Source organism: Devosia ureilytica (assembly GCF_024273195.1).
Classification (GTDB): domain Bacteria; phylum Pseudomonadota; class Alphaproteobacteria; order Rhizobiales; family Devosiaceae; genus Devosia; species Devosia ureilytica.
In genome coordinates, this window is the sequence record NZ_JAMZCU010000002.1 from 423,062 (window position 1) to 445,074 (window position 22,013).

Consider the following 22,013-nt stretch of genomic DNA (forward strand, 5'->3'; position numbering starts at 1 on the left):
GGTTTAGGCGGTGACGCGAGCGTGGGTAACGGTGTCCACGCCTTCCAGATACGCCAGCGCAGCCTTGGCCTTGACGACCAGAGCCTGGAACGCTTCGGGCTGGGTGATCGCGAGATCGCTCAGCACCTTGCGGTCGACGGCAATGTCAGCCTTGCTGAGGCCGTCGATAAATCGATTGTAGGTCAGGCCCTGATCGCGAACAGCAGCATTGATGCGCTGGATCCACAGAGCGCGGAAGTTGCGCTTCTTGACGCGACGATCGCGGTAAGCGTACTGGCCGGCCTTTTCGACGGCCTGCTTGGCGATACGGATCGTAGACTTGCGACGGCCATAATAGCCCTCGGCGGCCTTCAAGACCTTCTTGTGGCGAGCGTGGGCGGTAACGCCTCTCTTTACGCGTGACATGTGTCAGCTTCCTTTCAGCGTTAGCGGTTGTACGGCATGTACCACTTCACCAGACCTTCATCTCCCTTGGAGAGGATCTTGGTGCCGCGGTTGGTGCGGATGTACTTGGCGTTGTGGCTGATAAGGCGGTGGCGCTTGCCGGCGACGCCGGCCTTCACCTTACCGGTTGCGGTGAAGCTGAAACGCTTCTTGGCACCGGACTTGGTCTTCATCTTGGGCATTTTGCGGGTCCTTTAGAATAGTGCTGGATGGATTGAGGCCCATCGCATTCAAAGACCGCCACGGCATGCCTGTTGGCCGGGCGGTCCGAAGATGGCGCTCTATAGGGGGAATCCGGCAGGGTGGCAAGTCCTGTGGACGCTAAACCCGCGCTGCGTGCAGCATCGGCTCGAGATGATCCTCGAACAGCAGGCCCGGATGGGCCGCCAGCGCGGCGCCATAGGCGGCCTCTGCCGCGATGGAGACATTGAGAAAACCGATCAGCCCGGCGACGGCGTCTTCGGCAAGGCCATAATGACCGCCCAGTAGGCGACGATGGATTTCCTGCTTGCTTGCGATCATCCCTGCCGTGACGTCCTTTGAATTGCTCATCGAGCCATCGCGCTTGATGTAGTCATGCAGCGGCGCGCCAAGATGAAAGCTCTGCGGGATGGTCCGGTACAGCTGCAGCAGGAATTCGAGATCGGTCATATTGCTCATGGCCGGGTCGAACCGCCCGTCGCCGCGGCGCCGGTCCCACACCACCATGGCATCCATGGAAAGGCTCACCCATTTGTGCTGGCCCGGTGTCAGCACGCGGTCCGGCCCGTCCCCGACATAGCGCAGGTGCTGAAAGTCATCGGTCATCACGTCGAGCGCCGTGGTGACGATACCGTAGTCGGCCAGGGCGGAGACGGCCTTTTCCAGCTTTTGCGGTTTCAGCCGGTCGTCGGCATCGAGAATGGCGGCATAGGGGCTCTCGAGTTGATCAAGCGCCACATTGCGGGTCACCGAGGCGCCCTTGCCCACGCCGCCGCTGGTGAGAAACACCTGGCGGGGATCGTTCAGGCCCTGTTCAGCCAGAAGGGCGGCATAATCAAACCCATCATCGGCCACGATCCAATGCTGCCAATCACCATGGGTCTGGCCGAGTACACTTTGAACTGTGGAGGAAAGAGTGGTCTGGGCCCTATAGGCCGGCGTGATGATAGCAACGGTCTGCGACATGACTTGAACCTTGTCTCTATGTGACCCATATCTCGACAAGGTTTGCGATGCCACTCCAATCGGGTCGTGAACCATACGTTGCTTGATGATCAAGGACGCTTGTATGTCGCGTATATCAGTGTTTTCCGCCCCCTTTCTCCTTGGCTTCGATAGTTTCGAGGAGCGCATTGACCGGCTGGCCCGGTCGGCTGAAGGCTATCCTCCTTATAATATCGAGCGCTCAATGGGCGAGGACGGCACCGAGCGGTTCCTGATCTCCATTGCGGTGGCCGGGTTTGCCCAGTCAGACCTCGATGTGAGCGTGGAAGATAACCAGCTGATGGTGCGTGGCCGCCAGGCCGACGAACCGGGTCGGGACTTTTTGCATCGCGGCATTGCCGCCCGCCAGTTTCAGCGCAGCTTTCTGCTGGCCGATGGAATGAACGTCAAAGATGCAACTTTGGGACATGGTATGCTCGTTATTACTCTTGAGCGCCCCAAGGCGCCCAAGCTCGCCCGACAGATCGACATTCGCTCCTTGTGAGGAAAAAGAACAGGAAAGGGCCGACAGATGATGGATAAGCGCAATACCGAAAACGCATTGGATGCCGCCAATCCGCTCAAGCACCTGACACGCGCGCAATTCGCAGCGTTGGGGGGCGATGCAGTGGCCTATGTCAAACCCGTGATGGGCCTGGTGCTGACCAGCATGATCGAGGACGCCGAATTCGATGGCGCCACCCAGTACCAGCTGGTGATGTCCGCCGATGGCACGCCGCTCATGGTGGCCGACACCACCGAAGCCGTCACCGAATGGCTCGGCGACCAGAATATCGGGGTTGCCACGCTGCACTGATCGCGGCCTTCAACAACAAGACCCCCGCAGCGCCGCCGCGGGGGTCTTTTCATGCGTAAGCTGTGTGTTTCAGGCGGCGTAGGTGGTTTCCACCTGGGCTGTGAGCACAGCATGGAGCCGGGCCGGATCGGTTTCCGAGCGCAATTGATCGGTCACCCTCTCTGTGCGCAGCAGGCGGGCCACCCGCGACAGGGCCTTCAGGTGATCGGCTCCGGCACCAACCGGCGCCAGCAGCATGACCACCAGGTCCACCGGCTGGTCATCGACCGAATCGAAGTCGATGGGCTGGTCGAGCCGGGCGAAAACCGCCGTCACACCCTTGAGGCCCTGGATCTTGCCGTGCGGAATGGCAATGCCATTGCCCAGCCCGGTTGATCCAAGCTCCTCGCGGCCGGTCAGGGTCGCGAGAATTTTAGCCTGTGGGAAGTCTGTGAGTTCTGCAGCCTTTTGTGCAAGAATTTCAAAGAGCTGGCTCTTATTGGATACACCCGTGCAAGTCAGCACGGCATGCTCCGCCAGAATATCGGCCAATTCCATCAATCTGCCTTGGGATCTACCTAGCTATTTGGCGATAGGGGCACCGTTCAATTGGCGCCCAGGGCTGGATCAATCCAGCCTATATTGCCATCCGCGCGGCGGTAGACCACATTCAGGCCGCCATGTCCAGCATGGCGGAAAATCACAACCTGTTGTCCCGAAAAATCCAGCTCCATCACCGCTTCCTCAACGCTCATTTGCCTGAGGTTCTTGGTGGTTTCCGCCACGACGGGCGGTGCGTAATCCTCGTCAAGCTCGTCGAAATCATCAGAAGCGCCAAAGACGGTGTACTGGGCCGTCGTGTCTTCTGCGCCATTGGCATTGCTGCCCCTGCGATGCTGCTTGAGCTTGCGATTGTAGCGCCGCAGGCGCTTTTCGATATTGAGTGCCATCACTTCATAGGCACTGGTGGCGTCGCCGCCCTGGGCGCTGGCCTGAAGCACGGCGCCCGAATCCAGATGCACCACGCAATCGGCGCGGAAACCGATACCGTCCGGTGTCAGGGTGAGATGTCCGTCATATCCGCCGTCGAAATACTTTCCGACAACAGAAGCGAAGTGTTCCTCCGCCTTGCCCCTGAGGGCATCGCCGACATCCATGTTCTTTCCCGAAACGCGTAGGGTCATGGCTTTTATTCCTTTCGGTCGTTGGGCACGACGCGAGAGTTCCGTTAAGCCGCTTCCCGGCTTTACGGGACCTGCGTCTGCCGACCCTCCAGATGTGGGGAGCCGACACCAAGGATGCTAGTCCCGCGCCATGGGCACTGTCCATGTGCAAGTGGTGTCAAATGGCGCGATTAAAAACGTGACAGCCACACCGCTGCCACTTACCCTTCCCTCGCGCTGATTTGAGCAGCGGGCGACCCCGCGCGTGCCCCGGCCTGCCGCCGCGCCTCACGCCGTCTCGAAGTTTTTCTTCTGCCGCCGCCGGATCACCGAGGAGGGGATATTCATGCCCTCGCGATATTTGGCGACCGTGCGCCGTGCCACATCGATTCCCTGTTCCTTGCGCAGGAGGTCGGCAATCGTGTCATCGGACAGGATGTCGGTGCTCGGTTCGGCGTCAATCAGCTGCTTGATGCGGTGGCGAACCGATTCCGCCGAATGATCACCGCCGCCATCCGAAGAGGATATGGCCGTGGTGAAGAAATATTTCATTTCGTAGAGCCCGCGCGGCGTCGCCATATATTTATTGGCGGTGACGCGGCTGACCGTTGATTCATGCATGTCGATGGCCTCGGCCACCAGCTTGAGGGTCATGGGCTTCAAATGCGCCACGCCATGGGTCAGGAACCCATCCTGCTGGCGCACGATTTCGGCGGCGACCTTGGTAATGGTCTGGGCGCGCTGGTCCAGACTCTTGGTCAGCCAATTGGCGGTGTTGAGGCAGTCCGAGAGAAAGGTCTTCTCGGCTGCGTCGCGGGTCTTCTTGGTCACGGTTGCGTAATAGACGCGGTTGACCAGCACCCGGGGCAGCACTTCGGTATTGAGCTCGATCTGCCAGCCGCCATCGGGGCCGTTGCGCACGAACACATCGGGCACCACCGCCTCCACCGGCGTACTGTCAAAGGCCATGCCCGGCCGGGGGTCGAGCTGGCGCAGCTCCGCCAGCATGTCCACCAGATCCTCACGGTCGCATCCCACGGCCTTGAGCAGCGCCGGCATATTGTGCTCGGCCAGCAGATGCAGATTGGCAATCAGCGCCTGCATCATCGGGTCGAGCCGATCCCGCTCGCGCAGCTGGATGGAAAGGCATTCCCCGACGCTGCGCGCAAAAATGCCCGGCGGATCGCAGGTCTGGAGGACTTCGAGCACCGCTTCCACATCGGCCAGCTCGGCGCCCAGGAGTTCGGCAATGGCTTCTGGGTCGCCCACCATATAGCCGGCCTCGTTGAGGCCATCGATCAGGTGTTGCGCGATCAGCCGGTCGGCCGGCGTGCGCAGCAGCATATGCGCCTGGGCTTCCAGGTGATCGGCCAAGCGCGGACGGCTGGCGACATATTGGTCCAGATCGGGGGCCTCGCCACCCTCGAAACTGCCATTGCGGTCAGGACCAGTGGCATGGCCATGCTCGGGCGGGCCGGCGTCCGGGAAGACATTTTCGACCGCCGTGTCATAGCCCTCGGCAATCTGGTCGGCGTCCTTGATGCGTTCGCCCTGGGACACCGTGTCCTCATAGGCGCTCATCTCGACGGCGCGCTCGGGAGCCTCGGCCGCCTCGCTATCCTCGCCTGCGCCTTCTTCGCGCTCCAGCAGCGGATTGCGCAGCAGCTCGGTGTCGACGAAATCATTGAGCTCGAGATGGCTCAGTTGCAGCAGCCGGATCGACTGCATCAACTGTGGCGTCAGGGTCAGGCTCTGGCTCTGACGAAACTCCAGCCGCGGCGACAGCGCCATGCGAAAAAGGCCCTTGCATGCAAACAAATTCAGCCGCTTGCGGCTGCTTACCGAGCGGACCATGACTCAATTTTGAGCACACGGCAAGTTTCGTGCCAGATTTGCTCACCTCGGGGTGAGCGCCGGACGTCAGATGGAAAAACTGTCGCCCAGATAGACCCGGCGGGCCTCGGGGTCGGCGCTGATGGTTTCGGGCTTGCCCTGGATCATCACCTTGCCCCCGTGAATGAGATAGGCGCGGTCGACCAGCCCCAGCGTTTCGCGCACCGCATGGTCGGTGATCAACACGCCAATGCCGCGCTGCGTCAGCTGGCGCACGAGACCCTTGACCTCGGCCACCGCAATCGGATCGACACCAGCAAAGGGCTCGTCGAGCAGCATGAAGCCGGGATCGGCGGCCAGCGCCCGGGCGATCTCGACGCGGCGGCGTTCACCGCCCGAAAGCGAGAGGGCATTTGCCCGGGCCAGATGGGCGATGGAGAATTCGGCTAACAGCGCCTCGAGGCGCCTTTGACGGTCCTTGCGGTCATGCACGGTGTTCTCGATCACCGCCATGATATTGTCCTGGACCGAGAGCCCGCGAAAGATCGAGGGCTCTTGGGGCAGATAGCCAATGCCCAGTTGGCCGCGCTGGAACAGCGGCAGCCGCGTGATGTCCTGCCCATCGAGCAGAATGGTGCCGGCATCAGGTTTGACCAGGCCCATGATCATGGTGAAGACCGTGGTCTTGCCCGCGCCATTGGGACCCAAAAGGCCCACAGCCTCACCGCGTCGCACCGCGAGCGACACATCGCGCACCACGGCGCGCTTGCCAAAGCTCTTGGCCAGGCCATGGGCCACCAGCCAGCCGGTCTGATCAATGCGCGGGCGGGTCTCGGCACTCATTGCGAGGTGAACACCCCGGTCACCCGACCGCCGCCCGAATTGGTGAAGGTGGAAACGCTGGTCGCCAGATTGACCACCAGTTCGGCCGCATTGACCGTGCCGCTGGCATTGACCACCCGGACATTGCCGGTGAGGCGCAGCAATTGGTCGGCCGGCGTATAGACAGCATGCTCGCCAGTGGCGTCCTGGTCCTTGGTCTTGAGCCGCACATTGCCCCCGGTCGCCACGAAGGTCTTGATGTCGGTGGTGCCGCCCTCGCCATAGGTGGCAATGACCTTGGGCGCCCAGACCGTTACATTGGGATGCACGACCACGACGTCGCCGGTAAAAACCACCTCGCGCGCCGCGTCGTTCATCACGGTCTGATCCGAGGTGATCTCGACCGGGCTCTGGGCCATTGCCATGCCGGAGACCAGCAGGGGCACTAGAACGGCAATCAGGGCGCGGACGCGCTTCATGGGTTTTCGCTTTCAGTGGTGGCGGAGCTATCCTCGCCGGGCGTCGATGGCAGGGTGACCACCGAGCGTTGAAATGTCCACACAATGGTGCTGGCATCATAGATCAGACCCTGGGCCCGCACCGTGGTGCCATCGGCATAGTCGATGGCGACCGGGCCGCGGGTGGTCAGGAGCTGGCTGTGCCAGTCAAAGATGGAATCGCGCAGCGTGCCGGTGGTTCCCGTGCTGTCGGCAACATCGGCCAGCCCCGGCACCATGGTCAGCTGATTGGTGGTGTCGAGCTGGGCGCTGCGCGCTTCCATGGTCAGCTGCACCCCATCGATGCGGTTGATCACCAGCTTTGCATTGGTGAGGTCGATCAAATCGCTGCGCTCGGTTGTGGCGCGCGCGGTCTCGGCCCAGACCCGATAGGACGATCCGTCGTCCAGGGCGCCGACATATTCGGGCGCCTCGATGGAAATCGAATCGGGGGTCACGGTGAGCTGGTCGATGCTGAAGCGGCCGCCCATGCTGGCCAGATAGATCTGTCCGATCAGTCCGCCCAGCACCAAGGCCCCGACCAGCGGCACGGCAAAGCGCAGCACATTGACCACGCCATTGCGCCGGGCAAGACGTTGATAGCTCTGGCGGGGGCCGGCGAGTGCTGGCATGGCGCCTTCCAGGCCTCAGCTATGGGCGAAGATATCGGTTTCGTCCCAACCCATGAGGTCAAGGGCGCAACGGGTCTTGAGGAAATCAAAGCACGATTGCGCCAATTCGGTGCGGCCCTCGCGCGCCAGCATGCGATCAAGATGGCGCTTGAGGTCGTGCAGATAGAGCACGTCCGAAGCAGCATAATCGAGCTGCGCGTCGCTCAGCTTGTCCCCGCCCCAGTCAGAGCTTTGCTGCTGTTTGGAAAGGTCAACGTTGAGCAGCTCGCGCACGAGGTCCTTGAGGCCATGCCGATCAGTATAGGTCCGCACCAGTTTCGAGGCGATCTTGGTGCAATAGACCGGCCCGGTGACAACGCCAAAGCGGTTCTGCAACACCGCAACGTCAAAGCGCGCATAGTGAAAAATCTTGGTCACGCCGGGATCGGAGAGGAGCTTGACCAGGTTCGGCGCTTCGCTGGCATCCTGGGGAATCTGCACCACATCGGCGCTGCCATCGCCGGGCGAAAGCTGCACCACGCACAGACGGTCGCGGTGAGGATGAAGCCCCATGGTCTCGGTATCGATCGCGACTTCGCGGCTGTAATTGGAAAGGTTGGGCAGGTCGCCGCGATGCACTCGGATGGCCATTGATTTGGTCCCGCTAGAAAACTGCCCCTTCCTTGGCACAGAGAGGTGGCCAAGGAAAGGCATGGCGCGCCCGCCATTATGTCATCCGATATAAAGCTTTCTTTATATCACTATTGCTTTCCGTTCACGGACCTGCGAAAACCGACGCCGAAAGTGCCGGGAATGTGTCCCGTCACGCGCACTTCCGCGTGCGCCCTCGCCACTTGCAAAGAGGTTTAACGTGGCCCGATCTTCCTATCTGTTCACCTCGGAATCCGTTTCCGAGGGCCATCCCGACAAGGTCTGCGACCGGATTTCGGACGAAATCGTCGATCTGGTGTTCAAGGAGGCCAAAAAGGCCGGCATGGACGCTGGCGCGGTGCGCATTGCCTGTGAGACCCTGGCGACCACCAATCGCGTCATTATCGCCGGCGAAGTGCGCGTGCCAGAGAGCCTGCTCAAGCGCGGCAAGGACGGCAAGATCGTCCTCGACGCCTCGGGTGCTCCGGTGGTCAACCCGGCCAAATTCAAGTCGGCGGCCCGCAAGGCCATCCGGGCCATCGGCTACGAGCAGTCGGGCTTCCATTGGAAGACCTGCCGCATCGACGTGCTGCTGCATGGCCAGTCCGCCGACATTGCGGTCGGCGTCGACGAGGCCGGCAACAAGGATGTTGGCGCTGGCGACCAGGGCATCATGTTCGGCTATGCCGCCCGTGAAACCCCTGAATTGCTGCCTGCCCCAATCTATTATGCCCACAAGATCCTCGAGACCCTGACCGACGCCCGCAAGGCCAATAATGGCCCGGCCGGCAAGCTTGGCCCCGATGCCAAGAGCCAGGTGACGGTACAATATCAGGACGGCAAGCCCGTCGGGGTCACCCAGATCGTGCTCTCGACCCAGCATCTGGATGAGACGCTGACCTCCGCCGATGTGCGCAAGATCGTCGAGCCCTATATCCGCCAGGCCCTGCCCGAAGGCTGGATCAGCGATGACACGGTCTGGCACGTCAATCCGACCGGTAAATTCGTTGTCGGCGGTCCCGATGGCGACGCGGGCCTGACCGGGCGCAAGATCATCGTCGACACCTATGGCGGCGCAGCGCCCCATGGCGGCGGCGCCTTTTCGGGCAAGGACCCCACCAAGGTGGACCGTTCGGCCGCCTATGCCGCGCGCTATCTGGCCAAGAACGTGGTCGCCGCCGGCCTTGCCGATCGCGCCACCATCCAGCTCTCCTATGCCATTGGCGTGGCCAAGCCGCTCTCGATCTATGTCGATCTGCATGGCACCGGCAAAGTGGATGAGGCGGTGCTGGAAAAGGCCCTGGCCGAGGTGATGGACCTGACGCCGCGCGGCATCCGTACCCATCTCGATCTCAACAAGCCTATCTATGCCAAGACCTCGGCTTATGGCCATTTCGGTCGCAAGGCCGGTCGGGACGGCAGCTTCTCCTGGGAGAAGACCGACCTGATCAAGGCGCTCAAGGCCGCCGTGGCCTAAGCCATAACCAGATTGACCCGGGGCCTCTTTTCCGCGACATGCGGGGACGAGGCCCCTTTTTATTGCGCAAACGACCATGTCCGACCACGAACTGCCCAAAACCCGCTCCGGCGAGCCCCGCGCCTTTTTCGGCCGCCGCTCCGGCAAGAAGCTGCATGGCGGGCAGAAGGCGCAGGTGGCTGAACTGCTGCCCCAGGTCGAGATCGCCCTAAAGGACCAGCTTGACCCCCGGACCTTGTTTCCAGAGGCCGGGCGCCTGGTTGTCGAGATTGGGTATGGCGGCGGCGAACATTTGGCGCGCAAGGCCGCCGAGGAACCGGCAACCGGCTTTATCGGCTGCGAGGTCTTTACCGGCGGCATTGGCAAGATGGTGCAGGCCATCGAGGCGCGAGGGCTGACCAATGTGCGGCTCTTTACCGACGATGCGCTCAAGCTGCTGCTGAGCCTGCCCGACGCATCGCTCGACGCGGTCTATCTGCTTTATCCCGACCCCTGGCCCAAAACCCGCCACCACAAGCGCCGCTTCGTTTCACCCACCACGCTCAATGAATTGGCACGGGTGATCCGGCCTGGCGGCCAGTTTCATTTCGCCACCGATATTGAAGACTACGCCAACTGGACCCTGGCCCATATCGTGCGGGAGCCCCGGTTCGGTTTTGCGCCCGAGGCGCCGGGCAGCTGGCACACGCCCTATCCGGGCTGGCAGCCGACGCGCTACGAGCAGAAGGCGCGACGCGAAGGGCGGATGATCAGCTTCTACTTCAGTTTCACGCGCCGCCCGGTGTAACCCATCGGTCACCCTCAAAGGCTTTCCTGCCGCAATGCACTGGACCTTGGCGCCAGACGCCCCATATCGGGGTCTGAAGCTATCCCGGAGTTGCGTCATGTCCACGTCCCCACTCGATCCCCCGTCGGGCCATGAACTGCTGGTGGTGCGGCCGAGCAAATGGACGCTGGTGGTCGTGGTGCAATTGCGCGAGGGGACGATGCGGTTCAACGAATTGCGCCGCAATATGGGCGGGGTGCCGCAGAAATCGCTGAGCCAGACGCTGCGCGAACTGGAACGCGACGGGTTCGTCACTCGCACGGCATATGCGACCATTCCGCCGCGGGTGGATTATGATCTGACCGAGCTGGGCCGGGAATTGTTGACGCTGGCCGATGATTTTCATCGTTTCGCCCAGCGCAATCGCGAGGCCGTGGAAGAGGCGCGACGCCTCTTCGATGCCGTGGACGCGCGCCCGTCAGCTTGACCCGGGCGCTACGGGCACCGCCATCACTGGCGGCGCCGAGGCGCGGTTGGGTCTTAGAGCGCAACCTGTTCGAGAGTGGTCGGGTTGAAAAACAGAATGGTCTGGCGGCCGTCATCGGCGGTCACGAGGGCCGTGACATAGTCACCCCATTCTTCGACCGAGGCGGCATCGATCCCCTTGTGCTGCAGCTCGGACAAGACATAGTCCGCGTTGAAGTCGCTGTCGGAGGTTGCCACCAGCGAGCCGGCCATGGCGGGAGCGGCAACGCCGGCAAAAGCGGCTGCGGCGACGAGGGCGATTACAGTGTTCTTGATCATGGGAGGATGATCCTTTCTGGTTTGAACGAACCGGAAATGAGCACCCCGGCCGAGCCGCACAAGTCATGGATTTCCACTTTTTTGCACTTGAATCCCGCTGCGGCGACCCGAAGGTTTGTTGTGGGAAATCAAGGGCTTTTCAGGAAACCCGGTTTCGTCAGGGAAACCTGCGCACATCAATTGCCGCGCCCTGCAACCCTTCGTCGCCCTCGACTGTTGATGCTCCAAAGGAGCTCGCGATGCAGACCTCAGTGCGCATTCTCGACACCGTTCCCGTCACCCACAATGTCCGTCACTATCGCCTCGAGCGGCCAAAGGGGTTCGGCTTTTCGCCCGGCCAGGCGACCGAGGTCAGCATTGATCGCGCGGGATGGCAGGACAAGAAACGCCCCTTCACCTTCACCAGCCTGCCCGATGCCGAAATCCTTGAGTTCACCATCAAGAGCTATTTCGACCACAATGGCGTCACCAATGAGCTGTGGTCGCTCGGAGCCGGTGACCATCTGATCCTGCGCGATGTCTGGGGCACCATCCAATACAAGGGGCCGGGCACCTTCATTGCCGGCGGGGCCGGGGTTACCCCCTTCATCGCTATCCTCCGCCATCTCAATGCCACTCACAGAATTGCCGGCAACCGGCTGATTGTTTCCAATCAAACCGAGAAGGACATCATCCTGCGCGATGAGTTTGAAGCCATGGCGGGGCTGGATGTGCTCTGGACCGTGACCAATGATTCCAGATCATCACTCCTCCAGGAACGCATCGACGCCGACTTTCTCAAGCGCCACGTCCAAGACCTCGAGCAGAATTTTTATCTTTGCGGGCCTGATCCCATGGTCAAGGACCTGCGCGCCCTGCTCGAGGGCGCCGGCGCCGATGTCGGCAATGTCACCTGGGAGCGATAGCGGGCTGCGGCATCGCTTGCCTTTGCCTCGCGGCAGGTCTATAGGAGGGCCAACATCGTTGCTCTCTTATCGAGGGTGGGTGCCCGAAACGGCCCCCGCTCTTTTTGTTATCCACGGCGGGGTGCAGGCCAATCGGCACGCATCCGCCCAGCAAGAACACCCTTCATGGCTTTCGATCTGAGCGAAAAGCGCTACATCAAGGAATCCGGGCTTGAGGCCCGCATTGCCCGTATTGTCGAGCCGGTGGCCATCGGCCTCGGCTATTCCCTGGTGCGGATCAAGGTGACGCCGGAAAACGGCTGCACCCTGCAGATCATGGCCGAGGACGAGAACGGGCGCTTCAACATCAACGACTGCGAGGCGCTCTCCAAGGATCTCTCGCCGGTGCTTGATGTCGAAGACCCGATTGACCGCGAATATCACCTTGAAGTGTCCTCGCCCGGCATTGACCGTCCGCTGGTCCGCAAGCGCGATTACGAGCGCTTCATCGGCCATGAGGCCAAGGTCGAGCTGAGCGACATGATCAATGGCCGCAAGCGGTTCCGTGGCGACATTGCTGCGGTGGACGCCGATGGCGTCACCATTCGCCTGCCCGATGCACCGGGCGGCACCGACCCTGACCACAAGCTCAGCTTCACCGATATCGCTGAAGCCAAGCTGGTCATGACCGACAAGCTCATGGACATGGCCCGCGCCGACCAGGAGCTGCACCCCATCGACGACGACGAGACCGAAACGGTCGAGTACGCCGACACTGACGAACTCTCCGAGGAGAAGAACTGAAATGGCCGTTAGCGCGAATCGCCTTGAGCTGTTGCAGATTGCCGATGCTGTGGCCCGCGAAAAGTCCATCGACCGCATGGTCGTGATCGAGGCTATGCAGGACGCAATGGAAAAGGCCGCCAAGGGCCGCTATGGCGCCGAGACCGAGATCAAGGTCGAGATCAATCCGCGCTCGGGCGAAACCCGCATGTGGCGCCTGCTTGAAATCGTCGAGGACATCGAAGAGCCCTCCCGCCAGGTCGACCTCAAGTTCGCCCGCACCAAGTCGCCCCAGGCCAAGGTCGGCGACTTCCTGACCGAGCCGCTGCCGCCCATGGAATTTGGCCGCATTGCCGCCCAGTCGGCCAAGCAGGTCATCGTGCAGAAGGTGCGCGACGCCGAGCGCGACCGCATGTTCGAGGAATATACCGGCCGCGTCGGCGAGATCGTCAACGGCACCGTCAAGCGCGTCGAATATGGCAATGTGATCGTCGATCTCGGTCGTGGCGAAGCCATCATCCGCCGCGATGAACTAATCCCGCGCGAGCTGTTCCGCTACGGCGACCGCGTGCGTGCCTATATTTATGACGTGCGCCGCGAACAGCGCGGACCGCAGATCTTCCTGTCGCGCACCCATCCTCAGTTCATGGCCAAGCTGTTCATGCAGGAAGTGCCGGAAATCTATGATGGCGTGATCACCATCCGCTCGATTGCCCGTGATCCGGGCTCGCGCGCCAAGATCGCCGTGACCTCGAACGACAGTTCCATCGACCCGGTCGGCGCCTGCGTTGGTATGCGCGGCAGCCGTGTGCAGGCGGTGGTCGCCGAACTGCAGGGCGAAAAGATCGACATCATTCCCTGGACCGACACCATTGCCGACCTTGTGGTTTCGGCGCTGCAGCCGGCCGACGTTGCCAAGGTGGTGCTCGACGAGCAGGCCGAGCGCATCGAAGTGGTGGTCCCCGACGAACAGCTCTCGCTGGCCATCGGTCGCCGCGGCCAGAATGTGCGCCTCGCCAGTCAGCTCATTGGTTGGGATATCGACATCCTGACCGAGCAGGAAGAAAGCGAACGGCGCCAGAAGGAATTCACCGAACGCTCGACCCTGTTCATGCAGGCTCTTGACGTTGACGAGATGGTTGCCCAGCTCTTGGCTTCCGAAGGCTTCTCCTCGGTCGAGGAACTGGCCTATATCGAGCCCAATGAAATCGCCTCGATTGAAGGGTTCGACGAGGAAACCGCTGGCGAAATCCAGAACCGCGCCGCCGAATATCTGGCCGAGATCGATGCCAAATTCGATGCACAGCGCAAGGATCTGGGCGTCGAAGACGAACTTTATGAGATCCCTGGCCTCAATGCCGCCATGCTGGTGGCCTTGGGTAAGGAAGACATCAAGTCGGTGGAAGATTTCGCCGGCTGTGCCGCTGACGATCTGGTCGGCTGGACCGAACGCAAGGATGGTGAAACCAAGCGCTTTGACGGCACTTTCAAGGACTTCCCCGTGTCTCGCGAGGAAGCCGAGGACATGATCATGCAGGCCCGCGTCCGTGCCGGCTGGATCAGTGCCGAAGATCTCCCCGGAGAAGAATTGCCTGCCGACGAAGACGGCGAAGGCTTTACCGAGGAGGAGGCGGTCTAAGGACCGCCTTCTGGGAGCACCCGGCCTTGGCCCGGAGCGTTGACATGGTTAGAACCTGTGCCTTGACCCGGGCTGAAATGCCGGTCGAGGCGCTGGTGCGTTTCGTGGTCGGGCCCGATGACGTCCTGGTGCCCGATGTGGATGCACGGGCCGAAGGGCGCGGGGTCTGGATCACGCTCAGCCACGCCGCCGTCACCGAAGCGGTCAAGAAGAAGGCCTTTGCGCGCAGCCTCAAGGCGCCGGTCAGCGTTCCTGCTGATCTGGCGGACCTGACCCGGCTGCGGCTCGAGCAGCGTCTGCTTTCGGCGCTGGGCATGGCCCGCAAGGCCGGTCAATTCATGAGCGGCGCCACCAAGGTCAAGTCTGCCATGCAGTCCGGCCAGGTGCTGGCGCTGTTCACGGCGACCGACGCGGCCGAGGACGGCCGCAACAAGATGCTGGGGGCCCTGAGGGCTCTCAACTATGCGCGACACGACGCCGGGATAACAGGCCCGGACGTGCCGCATTTTGAATCGCTCTCAAGTGCGCAAATGGGTTTGGCACTTGGGCTCGAAAATGTGATACATGCTGCCCTCATGACCGGGGCAGCAGCCCAATCGGCGGTGGACAAGGCCAGAAGACTGGCCAGATACACCGCCCCAGCGATGGAAGACCACACCGACCGCCCCGCGGCGTCCGGTGTGCTTTTGCCCGCGGAACAGGACGAAAGACGATAGGAAGTATGGCTGATAACGACGACAAGCGTTCCGACGACACTGGCGCCAAGAAGACTCTGACCCTCAAGGGTGGCGCCGGGCTGGGCAATCGCCCCGGCGGGATGTCGCGTGGGCCTTCGCGCTCGACTGTGGTCGTGGAAAAACGCACCCGCATCGTGCCCAAGCCGGCAGGCACCGCGCCAGCCGGCAGCGGGCGTCCCGCGCCCGGTGGCCGTCCGCAGGGCCGCCCGATGCAGCAGCAGAACCGCGCCCCGCTGGGCCTGAGTGCCGCTGAGGCCGAAGCGCGCCGCCAGGCGCTGGCTCTTGCCGGCGCCCGCCAGGCCGAAGACAGCCAGCGTTTTGCCGCCGAAGAGGCGCGCCGCATCGAGGACGACAATCGTCGCCGTCAGGTGCGCGAGGAAGCGGCCCGCCAGGAAGCGGAACGCCGCCAGGCCGAAGAAAGCCGTCAGGCCGACGAAGTCGCGGCCCAGCAGGCCCAGCCCGAACCGACCCCGGCACCAGCACCCGCACCCGCTGCGCGCGAGGACTTTGTTCCCGCCAGCCAGCGTAACCCGGGTCCCTCCACCGTACGCACCGTGTCTGGCCGTCCGGGCCAGCCGGCCCGTCCGCCGCGTCCCGCTGCCGGCCGTCCCGAAAGCGAGCGCGGCGCTGGCGCTGCACTGCGTCCTACGGGTGCCCGTCCCGCAGGGGCTGCCGGTCGCCCCGCTGGCGATCGCCGTCCCGGCGCCGGCATGGCGCCCATCGGCAATGTGCCACCAGCTCCGCCCAGCGAAGCTGATGGCCGCAAGATCCGCACTGGCGCCCCCCAGCAACGCCCGACCACCGAGGCGGAACTGGAAAATGCCCGTCGCGCTTCGCGCGCTCAGCCTGAGCGCCCGACCCGTCGCGCCGGTGCCGATGCCAATGCCCGTGGCCGTCTGACGGTTGCCAGCGCCACCACCGAGAGCGACCGTGACCGCGGTCCCTCGCTGGCCGCCATGCGCCGCCGTCGCGACAAGAAAATGGGCCGCAACCAGCAGACTGCGCCCAAGCTCAGCCGTGAAGTGATCATCCCCGAAGTCATCACGGTTGCCGAACTGGCCAACCGCATGGCCGAACGCTCCGTCACCGTCATCAAGATGCTGATGAGCATGGACCGCATGGTCACCATCAATGATGTGATCGATGCCGATACCGCCGAGCTGATTGCGGGCGAACTGGGCCACACGGTCAAGCGCGTCAGCGATGCCGACGTCGAAGAGGGTCTCTATGACATCCCCGCCGACGACAAGGCCGAGGACCTGACCGACCGCGCGCCGGTCGTGACCATCATGGGTCACGTCGACCACGGCAAGACTTCGCTGCTCGACGCGATCCGCGAAGCCAATGTTGTGTCGGGTGAAGCCGGTGGCATCACCCAGCATATCGGCGCCTATCAGGTCGAAAAGAACGGCACCAAGATCACCTTCCTCGACACCCCGGGCCACGAGGCGTTCACCGCCATGCGTGCCCGCGGCGCCCAGGCGACCGATATTGCCATTCTGGTGGTGGCCGCCGACGACGGCGTCATGCCCCAGACCATTGAATCCATCAAGCACGCCAAGGCCGCTGGTGTTCCCATCATTGTCGCCATCAACAAGATGGACAAGCCGGAAGCCAATCCGACCCGCGTGCGTACCGAATTGCTCCAGCATGAGGTGTTCGTGGAATCCATGGGCGGCGACGTGCTCGACGTGGAAGTGTCCGCCAAGACCCAGAACGGTCTCGACAAGCTGCTCGAAACCATCCTGCTGCAGGCCGAAGTGCTTGAACTCAAGGTCGCCCGCGATGGTCGTGCCGAGGGTCTGGTCATCGAAGCCAAGCTCGACAAGGGCCGCGGCGCCGTGGCCACGGTTCTGGTGCAGCGCGGGACCCTGGCCATCGGCGATATTCTCGTCGCCGGTACCGAATTTGCCCGCGTCCGCGCCCTGATCAACGACAAGGGCGAGCAGGTCAAATCGGCCGGTCCGTCCGTGCCGGTGGAAGTGCTCGGCTTTACCGGCGTGCCGAGCGCGGGCGACCGCTTCTCGGTGGTCGAGACCGAAGCCCGTGCCCGCGAAGTCACCGAATATCGTCAGCGCGCCATCCGTGAAAAGACGGCCGGCGGCGGCGCCACCAGCCTCGAGCAGATGATGAATCAGCTCAAGGTCGCTGGCATTGCCAAGTTCCCGCTGATCATCAAGGGCGACGTGCAGGGTTCGGTGGAAGCCATCAATGCCTCGCTCAACAAGCTCTCGACCGATGAAGTGTCGGCCCAGATCCTGATGAGCGGCGTGGGCGGCATCACCGAAAGCGACGTCACCCTGGCCTCGGCGTCCAATGCCATTGTCATCGGCTTTAACGTCCGCGCCAACAAGCAGGCTGCCGATCTCGCCACCCGGGACGGCATCGAAATCCGCTACTACAACATCATCTACGACCTCGTGGATGACGTGAAGAATGCCATGAGCGGCCTCCTGGCGCCCGAACGCCGCGAAACCTTCATCGGCTACGCAAAGATCCTCGAAGTCTTCCAGATCACCAAGGTCGGCAAGGTTGCCGGCTGTCAGGTCACCGAAGGTATCGTGGAACGCGGCGCCGGCGTGCGCCTGCTGCGCGACGACGTGGTCATCCACGAAGGCAAGCTCAAGACGCTCAAGCGCTTCAAGGACGAGGTCAAGGAAGTCCAGACCGGCCAGGAATGCGGCATGGCCTTCGAGAACTACGAAGACATCCGCGCCGGCGACGTCATCGAATGCTTCCGCGTCGAGACCGTGCAGCGCACGCTCTAGGCGTCAGGCGCAATCAGAAATTGAGAAGGGGCGCGGAGCAATCCGCGCCCGCTTTGTTTTATTTGGACGTAAGGCGTTGCAGCTCAAGATGGCAGCTTTGTCTAGCGCACAGTCAGCGCTAGACCCGGAGGCGATTTACGCGATCTGGAGGAGGTATCCGTCGCCTTAGGGGTAGCGGTTGACGGAAATTGTACCCCACTTAGCATCATCCAAGAATGAAGCGAGATGGAGAAGATGCAACTATCTGATTCTGGTCCAACAAAATTGGACATAGCCGCCCATCACGTGACCACATCAATTCAGCTGATTGCCATTGATGCGGCCCCTTATTCTATCCAGCTACCCGTTATGGCGGCGGACGAGCTAATAGAGGTGCTCGCGAAACATCGGAACATTTCGCTTCCTTACGACTCAGCCATCTATATTCGCTCGGAATTTCGGGCGGAATGGAGACGCCGAAAGAGAGCGGCATACAATTTTTTCAAACATGCAGATCGTGATCCAGATGGCACTTACGAGGGCCCGGACGTCGACAAGCTTAGACATCTCAACGATCTGCAGACTGTGTTCAACGTTGTTGGGCTTCGGGCTCTCGGATATGAAATTCCTAGCCAAATGATGCAGTATTTCCTGCTGGTAGGAACTGTCCACCCACACCTAATCAAGTGGGATCAACTCGAAGCGGACAATCCTGGGCTCTCAGCAGCTCGACAGTCCGTTGGGCCAATCGACCGAAAAATGTATCTGATGACCCTGCGCAAGGTTCTGAGGCTTTCTGACTGATCGCCAATCGTGCTCGGTCTGCGCATTGATCCCCTCAGCGCCCAGCCAAACAAAAGGCCCGCTTCCAGTTCAGGAAGCGGGCCTGGGTATCGCCGGTGGCGGGTGACTACGGCTGGACCGAACGCCACGGGCAATTCTTTAAACTGTGATCGGGCAGGAGGCCGCCCGCTCTGTCCCGTTAAAACACCGAGCCAAAATTCGTGGTTGAGGCCAGGACCGGGGCCGGGGCGGCGTTGATGACCGTGACGCGGGCGCCGACGGGCACGCGGGCATAGAGATCGATAATGTCCTGGTTCATCAGGCGCACGCAGCCCGAGGACACATTGGTGCCGATCGTATAGGGCTCGGTGGTGCCGTGAATGCGGAACAGCGTGTCGCGGCCCTGCTTGTAGAGATAAAGCGCGCGCGGACCGAGCGGGTTCTCCGGCCCCGGCCCCATGCCGCCCGCATAGGGGCCATAGCGATCCGGCTCGCGGGCAATCATCGACTGGGTCGGGGTCCAGCGCGGCCAGGCGGCCTTGCGGCCAATGGTGGCATCGCCCCGGAACACCAGTGCCTCGTCCTTGCCCACGCCGATGCCATAGCGCAGGGCGCGGTTGTTCTCGAGCACGAGATAGAGGTAATGCGCCGGGGTATCGACAACCAGCGTGCCGGGACGCTCGGACGTGAAATAGGGCACTTCCTGGCGCCACCATTTCGGATCGACGCGGCGCAGGTCCATGCCCGCCACCATATAGGGTTCGCCCGCGACCGGGCCATACATGCGCTGGTAATAGGGGTCGATGACCGGCTCCTGGACCACCGGCTGGCGGGTGGTGGAGCAGGCCGAGAGCGCAGTGGCCGAAAGGCCAAGCAGGAACAGGCGGCGGGAAATCAAAACAAAAACCTCGGGCACAGGGAAAGACGGACGGACGCCATGCGGGTCACGCTAATGAGTAACGCTTCATGGCCTTAACGTGACCCCAATGCGGCGGTTCCTCGCCGCAATGTGATGAGGCAATGGGTGTTGCAGATTTGGCACGGTTGTCGGGTTAAGCCAAAAAAATGGCCGGGCGAACCCGGCCATCTCGAATTTTTTAAAAAAGACCGTCTGCCTTATTCGGCAGCGTCGTCCTTGGCGGCGGCAACTTCCTTGCCGGTAGCCTGGTCGACGATCTTCATGGACAGGCGGACCTTGCCGCGCTCGTCAAAGCCGAGGAGCTTCACCCAGACCTTGTCGCCTTCCTTGACCACATCGGTGGTCTTGGCAACGCGGGCTTCGGCCAGCTGGCTGATGTGCACAAGGCCATCCTTGGCGCCGAAGAAGTTCACGAACGCGCCGAAATCGGCGGTCTTGACCACGGTGCCCTGGTAGATCGTGCCCACTTCCGGCTCGTCGGTGATCGAGCGGATCCACTTGATCGCCGCTTCGATCTGCGAGCCATCCGAGGACGAAACCTTGACGGTGCCGTCGTCTTCGATGTTCACCTTGGCGCCGGTCTTTTCCACGATCTCGCGGATAACCTTGCCGCCGGTGCCGATCACTTCACGGATTTTGTCGGTCGGGATCTTGAGCGTTTCGATGCGGGGCGCAAACTCGCCCACTTCGCCACGCGAGGCCGACAGCGCCTTGGCCATTTCACCCAGGATGTGGATGCGGCCGTCCTTGGCCTGGGCCAGGGCGATCTTCATGATCTCTTCGGTGATACCGGCGATCTTGATGTCCATCTGCAGCGAGGTCACGCCAGCGTCGGTGCCGGCCACCTTGAAGTCCATGTCGCCCAGGTGATCTTCGTCACCCAGGATGTCCGACAGGACGGCGAACTTTTCGCCTTCCAGGATCAGACCCATGGCAATACCAGCCACCGGCTTCTTCATCGGCACGCCGGCATCCATCAGCGCCAGCGAGGTGCCGCAGACGGTTGCCATCGAGCTCGAGCCATTGGACTCGGTGATCTCGGACACGACACGGATCGTATAGGGGAATTCTTCCATGGTCGGACGGATCGGATTGATGGCGCGCCATGCGAGCTTGCCATGGCCGATTTCGCGGCGACCGGGCGACCCCATGCGGCCAGCTTCACCCACCGAATAGGGAGGGAAGTTGTAGTGCAGCAGGAAGTTTTCCTTGCGGGTGCCTTCGAGCGAGTCGATGAACTGCTCGTCATCGGCGGTGCCCAGAGTGGCAACCACCAGCGCCTGGGTTTCACCACGGGTGAACACGGCGGAACCGTGGGTGCGCGGCAGGATGCCCACTTCCGAAACAATCGGACGAACGGTCGAGAGGTCGCGGCCGTCGATGCGGCTGCCGGTGTCGAGCACGTTCCAGCGCACGACCTTGGCCTGCAGCGACTTGAACACAGCGCCAATGGTCTCGGCGGTGATTTCGCCGGCTTCAACGCGGTCGGCAAAGTGCTTCTTGGCCGTGGCCTTGACGGCATCGACGGCGGCGTAGCGCTCTTCCTTCTTGGTCAGCTTATAGGCAGCGCGCAGGTCGGCTTCGATGACGCCGAGCATTTCGGCTTCGAGAGCCGAATGATCTTCGGGTTCGAAGTCGCGGGCTTCCTTGGCGGCCAGTTCGGCCAGCTGGATGATGGCGTTGATGACCTTGCGGCTTTCGCCATGGCCAAACATCACGGCGCCGAGCATGACTTCTTCGGAAAGCTCGTGGGCTTCCGATTCAACCATCAGCACGGCATCTTCGGTGCCTGCCATGACCAGGTCGAGCTTGCTGTCGGCGCGACGGTCGACCGGCAGGTTCAGCACATATTCGCCGTTCACATAACCGACGCGGGCTGCGCCGATCGGACCCATGAACGGTACGCCCGAAATGGTCAGTGCAGCAGAAGCCGCGACCATGGCCAGAACGTCCGGGTTGTTCTCCATGTCGTGCTGGAGAACGGTGATGATCACCTGGGTTTCATTCTTGTAGCCAGCCGGGAACAGCGGGCGGATCGGGCGGTCGATGAGGCGGCTGGTCAGCGTCTCGTTTTCGGTCGGACGGCCTTCGCGCTTGAAATAGCCACCCGGGATCTTGCCGGCGGCGAAGTATTTTTCCTGGTAGTTGACGGTCAGCGGGAAGAAGTCGATGCCGGGCTTGGGCGACTTGGCGCTAACGACAGTGGCGAGCACGACGGTTTCGCCCAGGGTGGCGAGCACTGCGCCATCGGCCTGGCGGGCCATCTTGCCGGTTTCGAGCGTGAGCGGCTGGCCGCCCCAGTTGAGCTCGACCTTGTGGTGATCAAAATTGATCGACATCTTGGATTTCGTCTTTCCATTCTGCCCGGCTGCGCGGGAACGCGGGGCCAGGCCATGCCCCACGAACGCCTCCGGTGTGCCCGCACTGGCGCCGCACCCTATGTGCGCACCAGCTCAAAATCAGGCACGGTTT

Annotated in this window: 23 protein-coding genes and 1 pseudogene; 11 read left to right on the top strand and 13 right to left on the bottom strand. The window is 62.2% G+C overall.

The genetic code is table 11. The annotated features are described in order from the left end of the window. Positions 1-3: 3 nt before the first annotated feature. From rplT to NIM87_RS06125, 3 genes are all read right to left on the bottom strand, one after another. On the bottom strand, positions 4-405 hold the full coding sequence (gene rplT, locus NIM87_RS06115; RefSeq protein WP_254673749.1) for a 50S ribosomal protein L20: 402 nt from the start codon (positions 403-405) through the stop codon (positions 4-6). 20 nt (positions 406-425) lie between these two features. Further along, on the bottom strand, positions 426-626 hold the full coding sequence (rpmI, locus tag NIM87_RS06120; protein WP_046105910.1) for a 50S ribosomal protein L35: 201 nt from the start codon (positions 624-626) through the stop codon (positions 426-428). Positions 627-765: 139 nt separating this feature from the next. Continuing rightward, on the bottom strand, positions 766-1,611 hold the full coding sequence (locus NIM87_RS06125) for a glycosyltransferase family 2 protein (protein WP_254673750.1): 846 nt from the start codon (positions 1,609-1,611) through the stop codon (positions 766-768). Positions 1,612-1,714: 103 nt separating this feature from the next. On the opposite strand from NIM87_RS06125, the gene NIM87_RS06130 reads away from it, so the two are divergent. Next, entirely contained in the window at positions 1,715-2,134 is a 420-nt protein-coding gene (locus NIM87_RS06130) for an Hsp20 family protein (RefSeq protein ID WP_254673751.1), read from the top strand. Positions 2,135-2,161: 27 nt separating this feature from the next. Further along, entirely contained in the window at positions 2,162-2,446 is a 285-nt protein-coding gene (locus tag NIM87_RS06135) for a DUF1150 family protein (protein ID WP_254673752.1), read from the top strand. Positions 2,447-2,515: 69 nt separating this feature from the next. On the opposite strand, the gene NIM87_RS06140 is transcribed toward NIM87_RS06135, so the two are convergent. The 7 genes and pseudogenes from NIM87_RS06140 to NIM87_RS06170 all read right to left on the bottom strand — a co-directional run bounded on the left by NIM87_RS06140 (position 2,516) and on the right by NIM87_RS06170 (position 8,002). Further along, complete coding sequence (locus tag NIM87_RS06140) at positions 2,516-2,983, bottom strand: PTS sugar transporter subunit IIA (protein WP_254673753.1); 468 nt, start codon at positions 2,981-2,983, stop codon at positions 2,516-2,518. Between the two features lie 47 nt (positions 2,984-3,030). Beyond that, positions 3,031-3,609 carry a ribosome hibernation-promoting factor, HPF/YfiA family gene (hpf, locus tag NIM87_RS06145; RefSeq protein WP_254673754.1) on the bottom strand — a complete coding sequence of 193 codons (579 nt, stop codon included), beginning with the start codon at positions 3,607-3,609 and terminating at the stop codon, positions 3,031-3,033. A 267-nt stretch (positions 3,610-3,876) separates the two neighbouring features. Next, on the bottom strand, positions 3,877-5,379 hold the full coding sequence (gene rpoN, locus NIM87_RS06150) for an RNA polymerase factor sigma-54 (RefSeq protein WP_254673755.1): 1,503 nt from the start codon (positions 5,377-5,379) through the stop codon (positions 3,877-3,879). A 129-nt stretch (positions 5,380-5,508) separates the two neighbouring features. After that, the gene (gene lptB / locus NIM87_RS06155) at positions 5,509-6,408 is read right to left on the bottom strand and encodes an LPS export ABC transporter ATP-binding protein (protein ID WP_408640058.1); all 900 of its coding nucleotides are present in this window, start codon (positions 6,406-6,408) and stop codon (positions 5,509-5,511) included. Next, positions 6,384-6,722: pseudogene (locus NIM87_RS06160) on the bottom strand (LptA/OstA family protein); the annotation flags it as partial. The pseudogene NIM87_RS06160 and the gene lptB, both read right to left, overlap by 25 nt. Further along, positions 6,719-7,372: a hypothetical protein gene (locus tag NIM87_RS06165; RefSeq protein ID WP_254673758.1), complete on the bottom strand. Its 654-nt coding sequence runs from the start codon at positions 7,370-7,372 to the stop codon at positions 6,719-6,721. The pseudogene NIM87_RS06160 and the gene NIM87_RS06165, both read right to left, overlap by 4 nt. Before the next feature lie 15 nt (positions 7,373-7,387). After that, positions 7,388-8,002: a ribonuclease D gene (locus NIM87_RS06170; RefSeq protein ID WP_254673759.1), complete on the bottom strand. Its 615-nt coding sequence runs from the start codon at positions 8,000-8,002 to the stop codon at positions 7,388-7,390. Positions 8,003-8,222: 220 nt separating this feature from the next. Here NIM87_RS06170 and metK point away from each other — a divergent pair, with 220 nt between their 5' ends. The 3 genes from metK (at position 8,223) to NIM87_RS06185 (ending at position 10,732) form a co-directional block, all read left to right on the top strand. Then, entirely contained in the window at positions 8,223-9,479 is a 1,257-nt protein-coding gene (gene metK, locus NIM87_RS06175) for a methionine adenosyltransferase (RefSeq protein ID WP_254673760.1), read from the top strand. A gap of 76 nt (positions 9,480-9,555) precedes the next feature. Then, positions 9,556-10,266 (top strand): tRNA (guanosine(46)-N7)-methyltransferase TrmB, encoded by a 711-nt coding sequence (gene trmB / locus NIM87_RS06180; protein WP_254673761.1) that lies wholly within the window; start codon positions 9,556-9,558, stop codon positions 10,264-10,266. A gap of 97 nt (positions 10,267-10,363) precedes the next feature. Then, positions 10,364-10,732 carry a winged helix-turn-helix transcriptional regulator gene (locus tag NIM87_RS06185; protein WP_254673762.1) on the top strand — a complete coding sequence of 123 codons (369 nt, stop codon included), beginning with the start codon at positions 10,364-10,366 and terminating at the stop codon, positions 10,730-10,732. A 53-nt stretch (positions 10,733-10,785) separates the two neighbouring features. Here the strand turns inward: NIM87_RS06185 and NIM87_RS06190 are convergent, their stop codons facing one another. Continuing rightward, positions 10,786-11,049, bottom strand: a complete 264-nt coding sequence (locus tag NIM87_RS06190) for a hypothetical protein (protein WP_254673763.1) — start codon at positions 11,047-11,049, stop codon at positions 10,786-10,788. Between the two features lie 239 nt (positions 11,050-11,288). Between NIM87_RS06190 and NIM87_RS06195 the strand changes: the two genes are divergently transcribed. The 6 genes from NIM87_RS06195 (at position 11,289) to NIM87_RS06220 (ending at position 18,643) form a co-directional block, all read left to right on the top strand. Next, positions 11,289-11,954 carry a ferredoxin reductase domain-containing protein gene (locus tag NIM87_RS06195; RefSeq protein WP_254673764.1) on the top strand — a complete coding sequence of 222 codons (666 nt, stop codon included), beginning with the start codon at positions 11,289-11,291 and terminating at the stop codon, positions 11,952-11,954. 165 nt (positions 11,955-12,119) lie between these two features. Continuing rightward, complete coding sequence (gene rimP / locus NIM87_RS06200; protein WP_254673765.1) at positions 12,120-12,737, top strand: ribosome maturation factor RimP; 618 nt, start codon at positions 12,120-12,122, stop codon at positions 12,735-12,737. A gap of 1 nt (position 12,738) precedes the next feature. Continuing rightward, positions 12,739-14,355, top strand: coding sequence for a transcription termination factor NusA (gene nusA / locus NIM87_RS06205; protein WP_254673766.1), 1,617 nt, complete (start codon positions 12,739-12,741; stop codon positions 14,353-14,355). Positions 14,356-14,399: 44 nt separating this feature from the next. Next, the gene (locus tag NIM87_RS06210; protein WP_254673767.1) at positions 14,400-15,071 is read left to right on the top strand and encodes an RNA-binding protein; all 672 of its coding nucleotides are present in this window, start codon (positions 14,400-14,402) and stop codon (positions 15,069-15,071) included. Positions 15,072-15,076: 5 nt separating this feature from the next. Further along, complete coding sequence (infB, locus tag NIM87_RS06215) at positions 15,077-17,860, top strand: translation initiation factor IF-2 (protein ID WP_254673768.1); 2,784 nt, start codon at positions 15,077-15,079, stop codon at positions 17,858-17,860. Between the two features lie 225 nt (positions 17,861-18,085). Beyond that, positions 18,086-18,643, top strand: a complete 558-nt coding sequence (locus NIM87_RS06220; protein WP_254673769.1) for a hypothetical protein — start codon at positions 18,086-18,088, stop codon at positions 18,641-18,643. Positions 18,644-18,821: 178 nt separating this feature from the next. Here the strand turns inward: NIM87_RS06220 and NIM87_RS06225 are convergent, their stop codons facing one another. Beyond that, complete coding sequence (locus tag NIM87_RS06225; protein ID WP_254673770.1) at positions 18,822-19,520, bottom strand: L,D-transpeptidase; 699 nt, start codon at positions 19,518-19,520, stop codon at positions 18,822-18,824. Between the two features lie 218 nt (positions 19,521-19,738). After that, the gene (gene pnp, locus NIM87_RS06230; RefSeq protein WP_254673771.1) at positions 19,739-21,880 is read right to left on the bottom strand and encodes a polyribonucleotide nucleotidyltransferase; all 2,142 of its coding nucleotides are present in this window, start codon (positions 21,878-21,880) and stop codon (positions 19,739-19,741) included. Positions 21,881-22,013: the final 133 nt, after the last annotated feature.

Excerpts from the sequence above, each read along its gene's own strand:
- NIM87_RS06190 (WP_254673763.1), bottom strand. The coding sequence starts at position 11,049 with ATGATCAAGAACACTGTAATCGCCCTCGTCGCCGCAGCCGCTTTTGCC.
- rimP (WP_254673765.1), top strand. The coding sequence starts at position 12,120 with ATGGCTTTCGATCTGAGCGAAAAGCGCTACATCAAGGAATCCGGGCTT.
- rpmI (WP_046105910.1), bottom strand. The coding sequence starts at position 626 with ATGCCCAAGATGAAGACCAAGTCCGGTGCCAAGAAGCGTTTCAGCTTC.
- NIM87_RS06170 (WP_254673759.1), bottom strand. The coding sequence starts at position 8,002 with ATGGCCATCCGAGTGCATCGCGGCGACCTGCCCAACCTTTCCAATTAC.
- NIM87_RS06165 (WP_254673758.1), bottom strand. The coding sequence starts at position 7,372 with ATGCCAGCACTCGCCGGCCCCCGCCAGAGCTATCAACGTCTTGCCCGG.
- infB (WP_254673768.1), top strand. The coding sequence starts at position 15,077 with ATGGCTGATAACGACGACAAGCGTTCCGACGACACTGGCGCCAAGAAG.
- NIM87_RS06195 (WP_254673764.1), top strand. The coding sequence starts at position 11,289 with ATGCAGACCTCAGTGCGCATTCTCGACACCGTTCCCGTCACCCACAAT.
- NIM87_RS06130 (WP_254673751.1), top strand. The coding sequence starts at position 1,715 with ATGTCGCGTATATCAGTGTTTTCCGCCCCCTTTCTCCTTGGCTTCGAT.
- NIM87_RS06220 (WP_254673769.1), top strand. The coding sequence starts at position 18,086 with ATGGAGAAGATGCAACTATCTGATTCTGGTCCAACAAAATTGGACATA.
- NIM87_RS06125 (WP_254673750.1), bottom strand. The coding sequence starts at position 1,611 with ATGTCGCAGACCGTTGCTATCATCACGCCGGCCTATAGGGCCCAGACC.
- NIM87_RS06140 (WP_254673753.1), bottom strand. The coding sequence starts at position 2,983 with ATGGAATTGGCCGATATTCTGGCGGAGCATGCCGTGCTGACTTGCACG.
- rplT (WP_254673749.1), bottom strand. The coding sequence starts at position 405 with ATGTCACGCGTAAAGAGAGGCGTTACCGCCCACGCTCGCCACAAGAAG.
- NIM87_RS06185 (WP_254673762.1), top strand. The coding sequence starts at position 10,364 with ATGTCCACGTCCCCACTCGATCCCCCGTCGGGCCATGAACTGCTGGTG.
- rpoN (WP_254673755.1), bottom strand. The coding sequence starts at position 5,379 with ATGGCGCTGTCGCCGCGGCTGGAGTTTCGTCAGAGCCAGAGCCTGACC.
- NIM87_RS06210 (WP_254673767.1), top strand. The coding sequence starts at position 14,400 with ATGGTTAGAACCTGTGCCTTGACCCGGGCTGAAATGCCGGTCGAGGCG.
- hpf (WP_254673754.1), bottom strand. The coding sequence starts at position 3,609 with ATGACCCTACGCGTTTCGGGAAAGAACATGGATGTCGGCGATGCCCTC.
- nusA (WP_254673766.1), top strand. The coding sequence starts at position 12,739 with ATGGCCGTTAGCGCGAATCGCCTTGAGCTGTTGCAGATTGCCGATGCT.
- pnp (WP_254673771.1), bottom strand. The coding sequence starts at position 21,880 with ATGTCGATCAATTTTGATCACCACAAGGTCGAGCTCAACTGGGGCGGC.
- trmB (WP_254673761.1), top strand. The coding sequence starts at position 9,556 with ATGTCCGACCACGAACTGCCCAAAACCCGCTCCGGCGAGCCCCGCGCC.
- NIM87_RS06135 (WP_254673752.1), top strand. The coding sequence starts at position 2,162 with ATGATGGATAAGCGCAATACCGAAAACGCATTGGATGCCGCCAATCCG.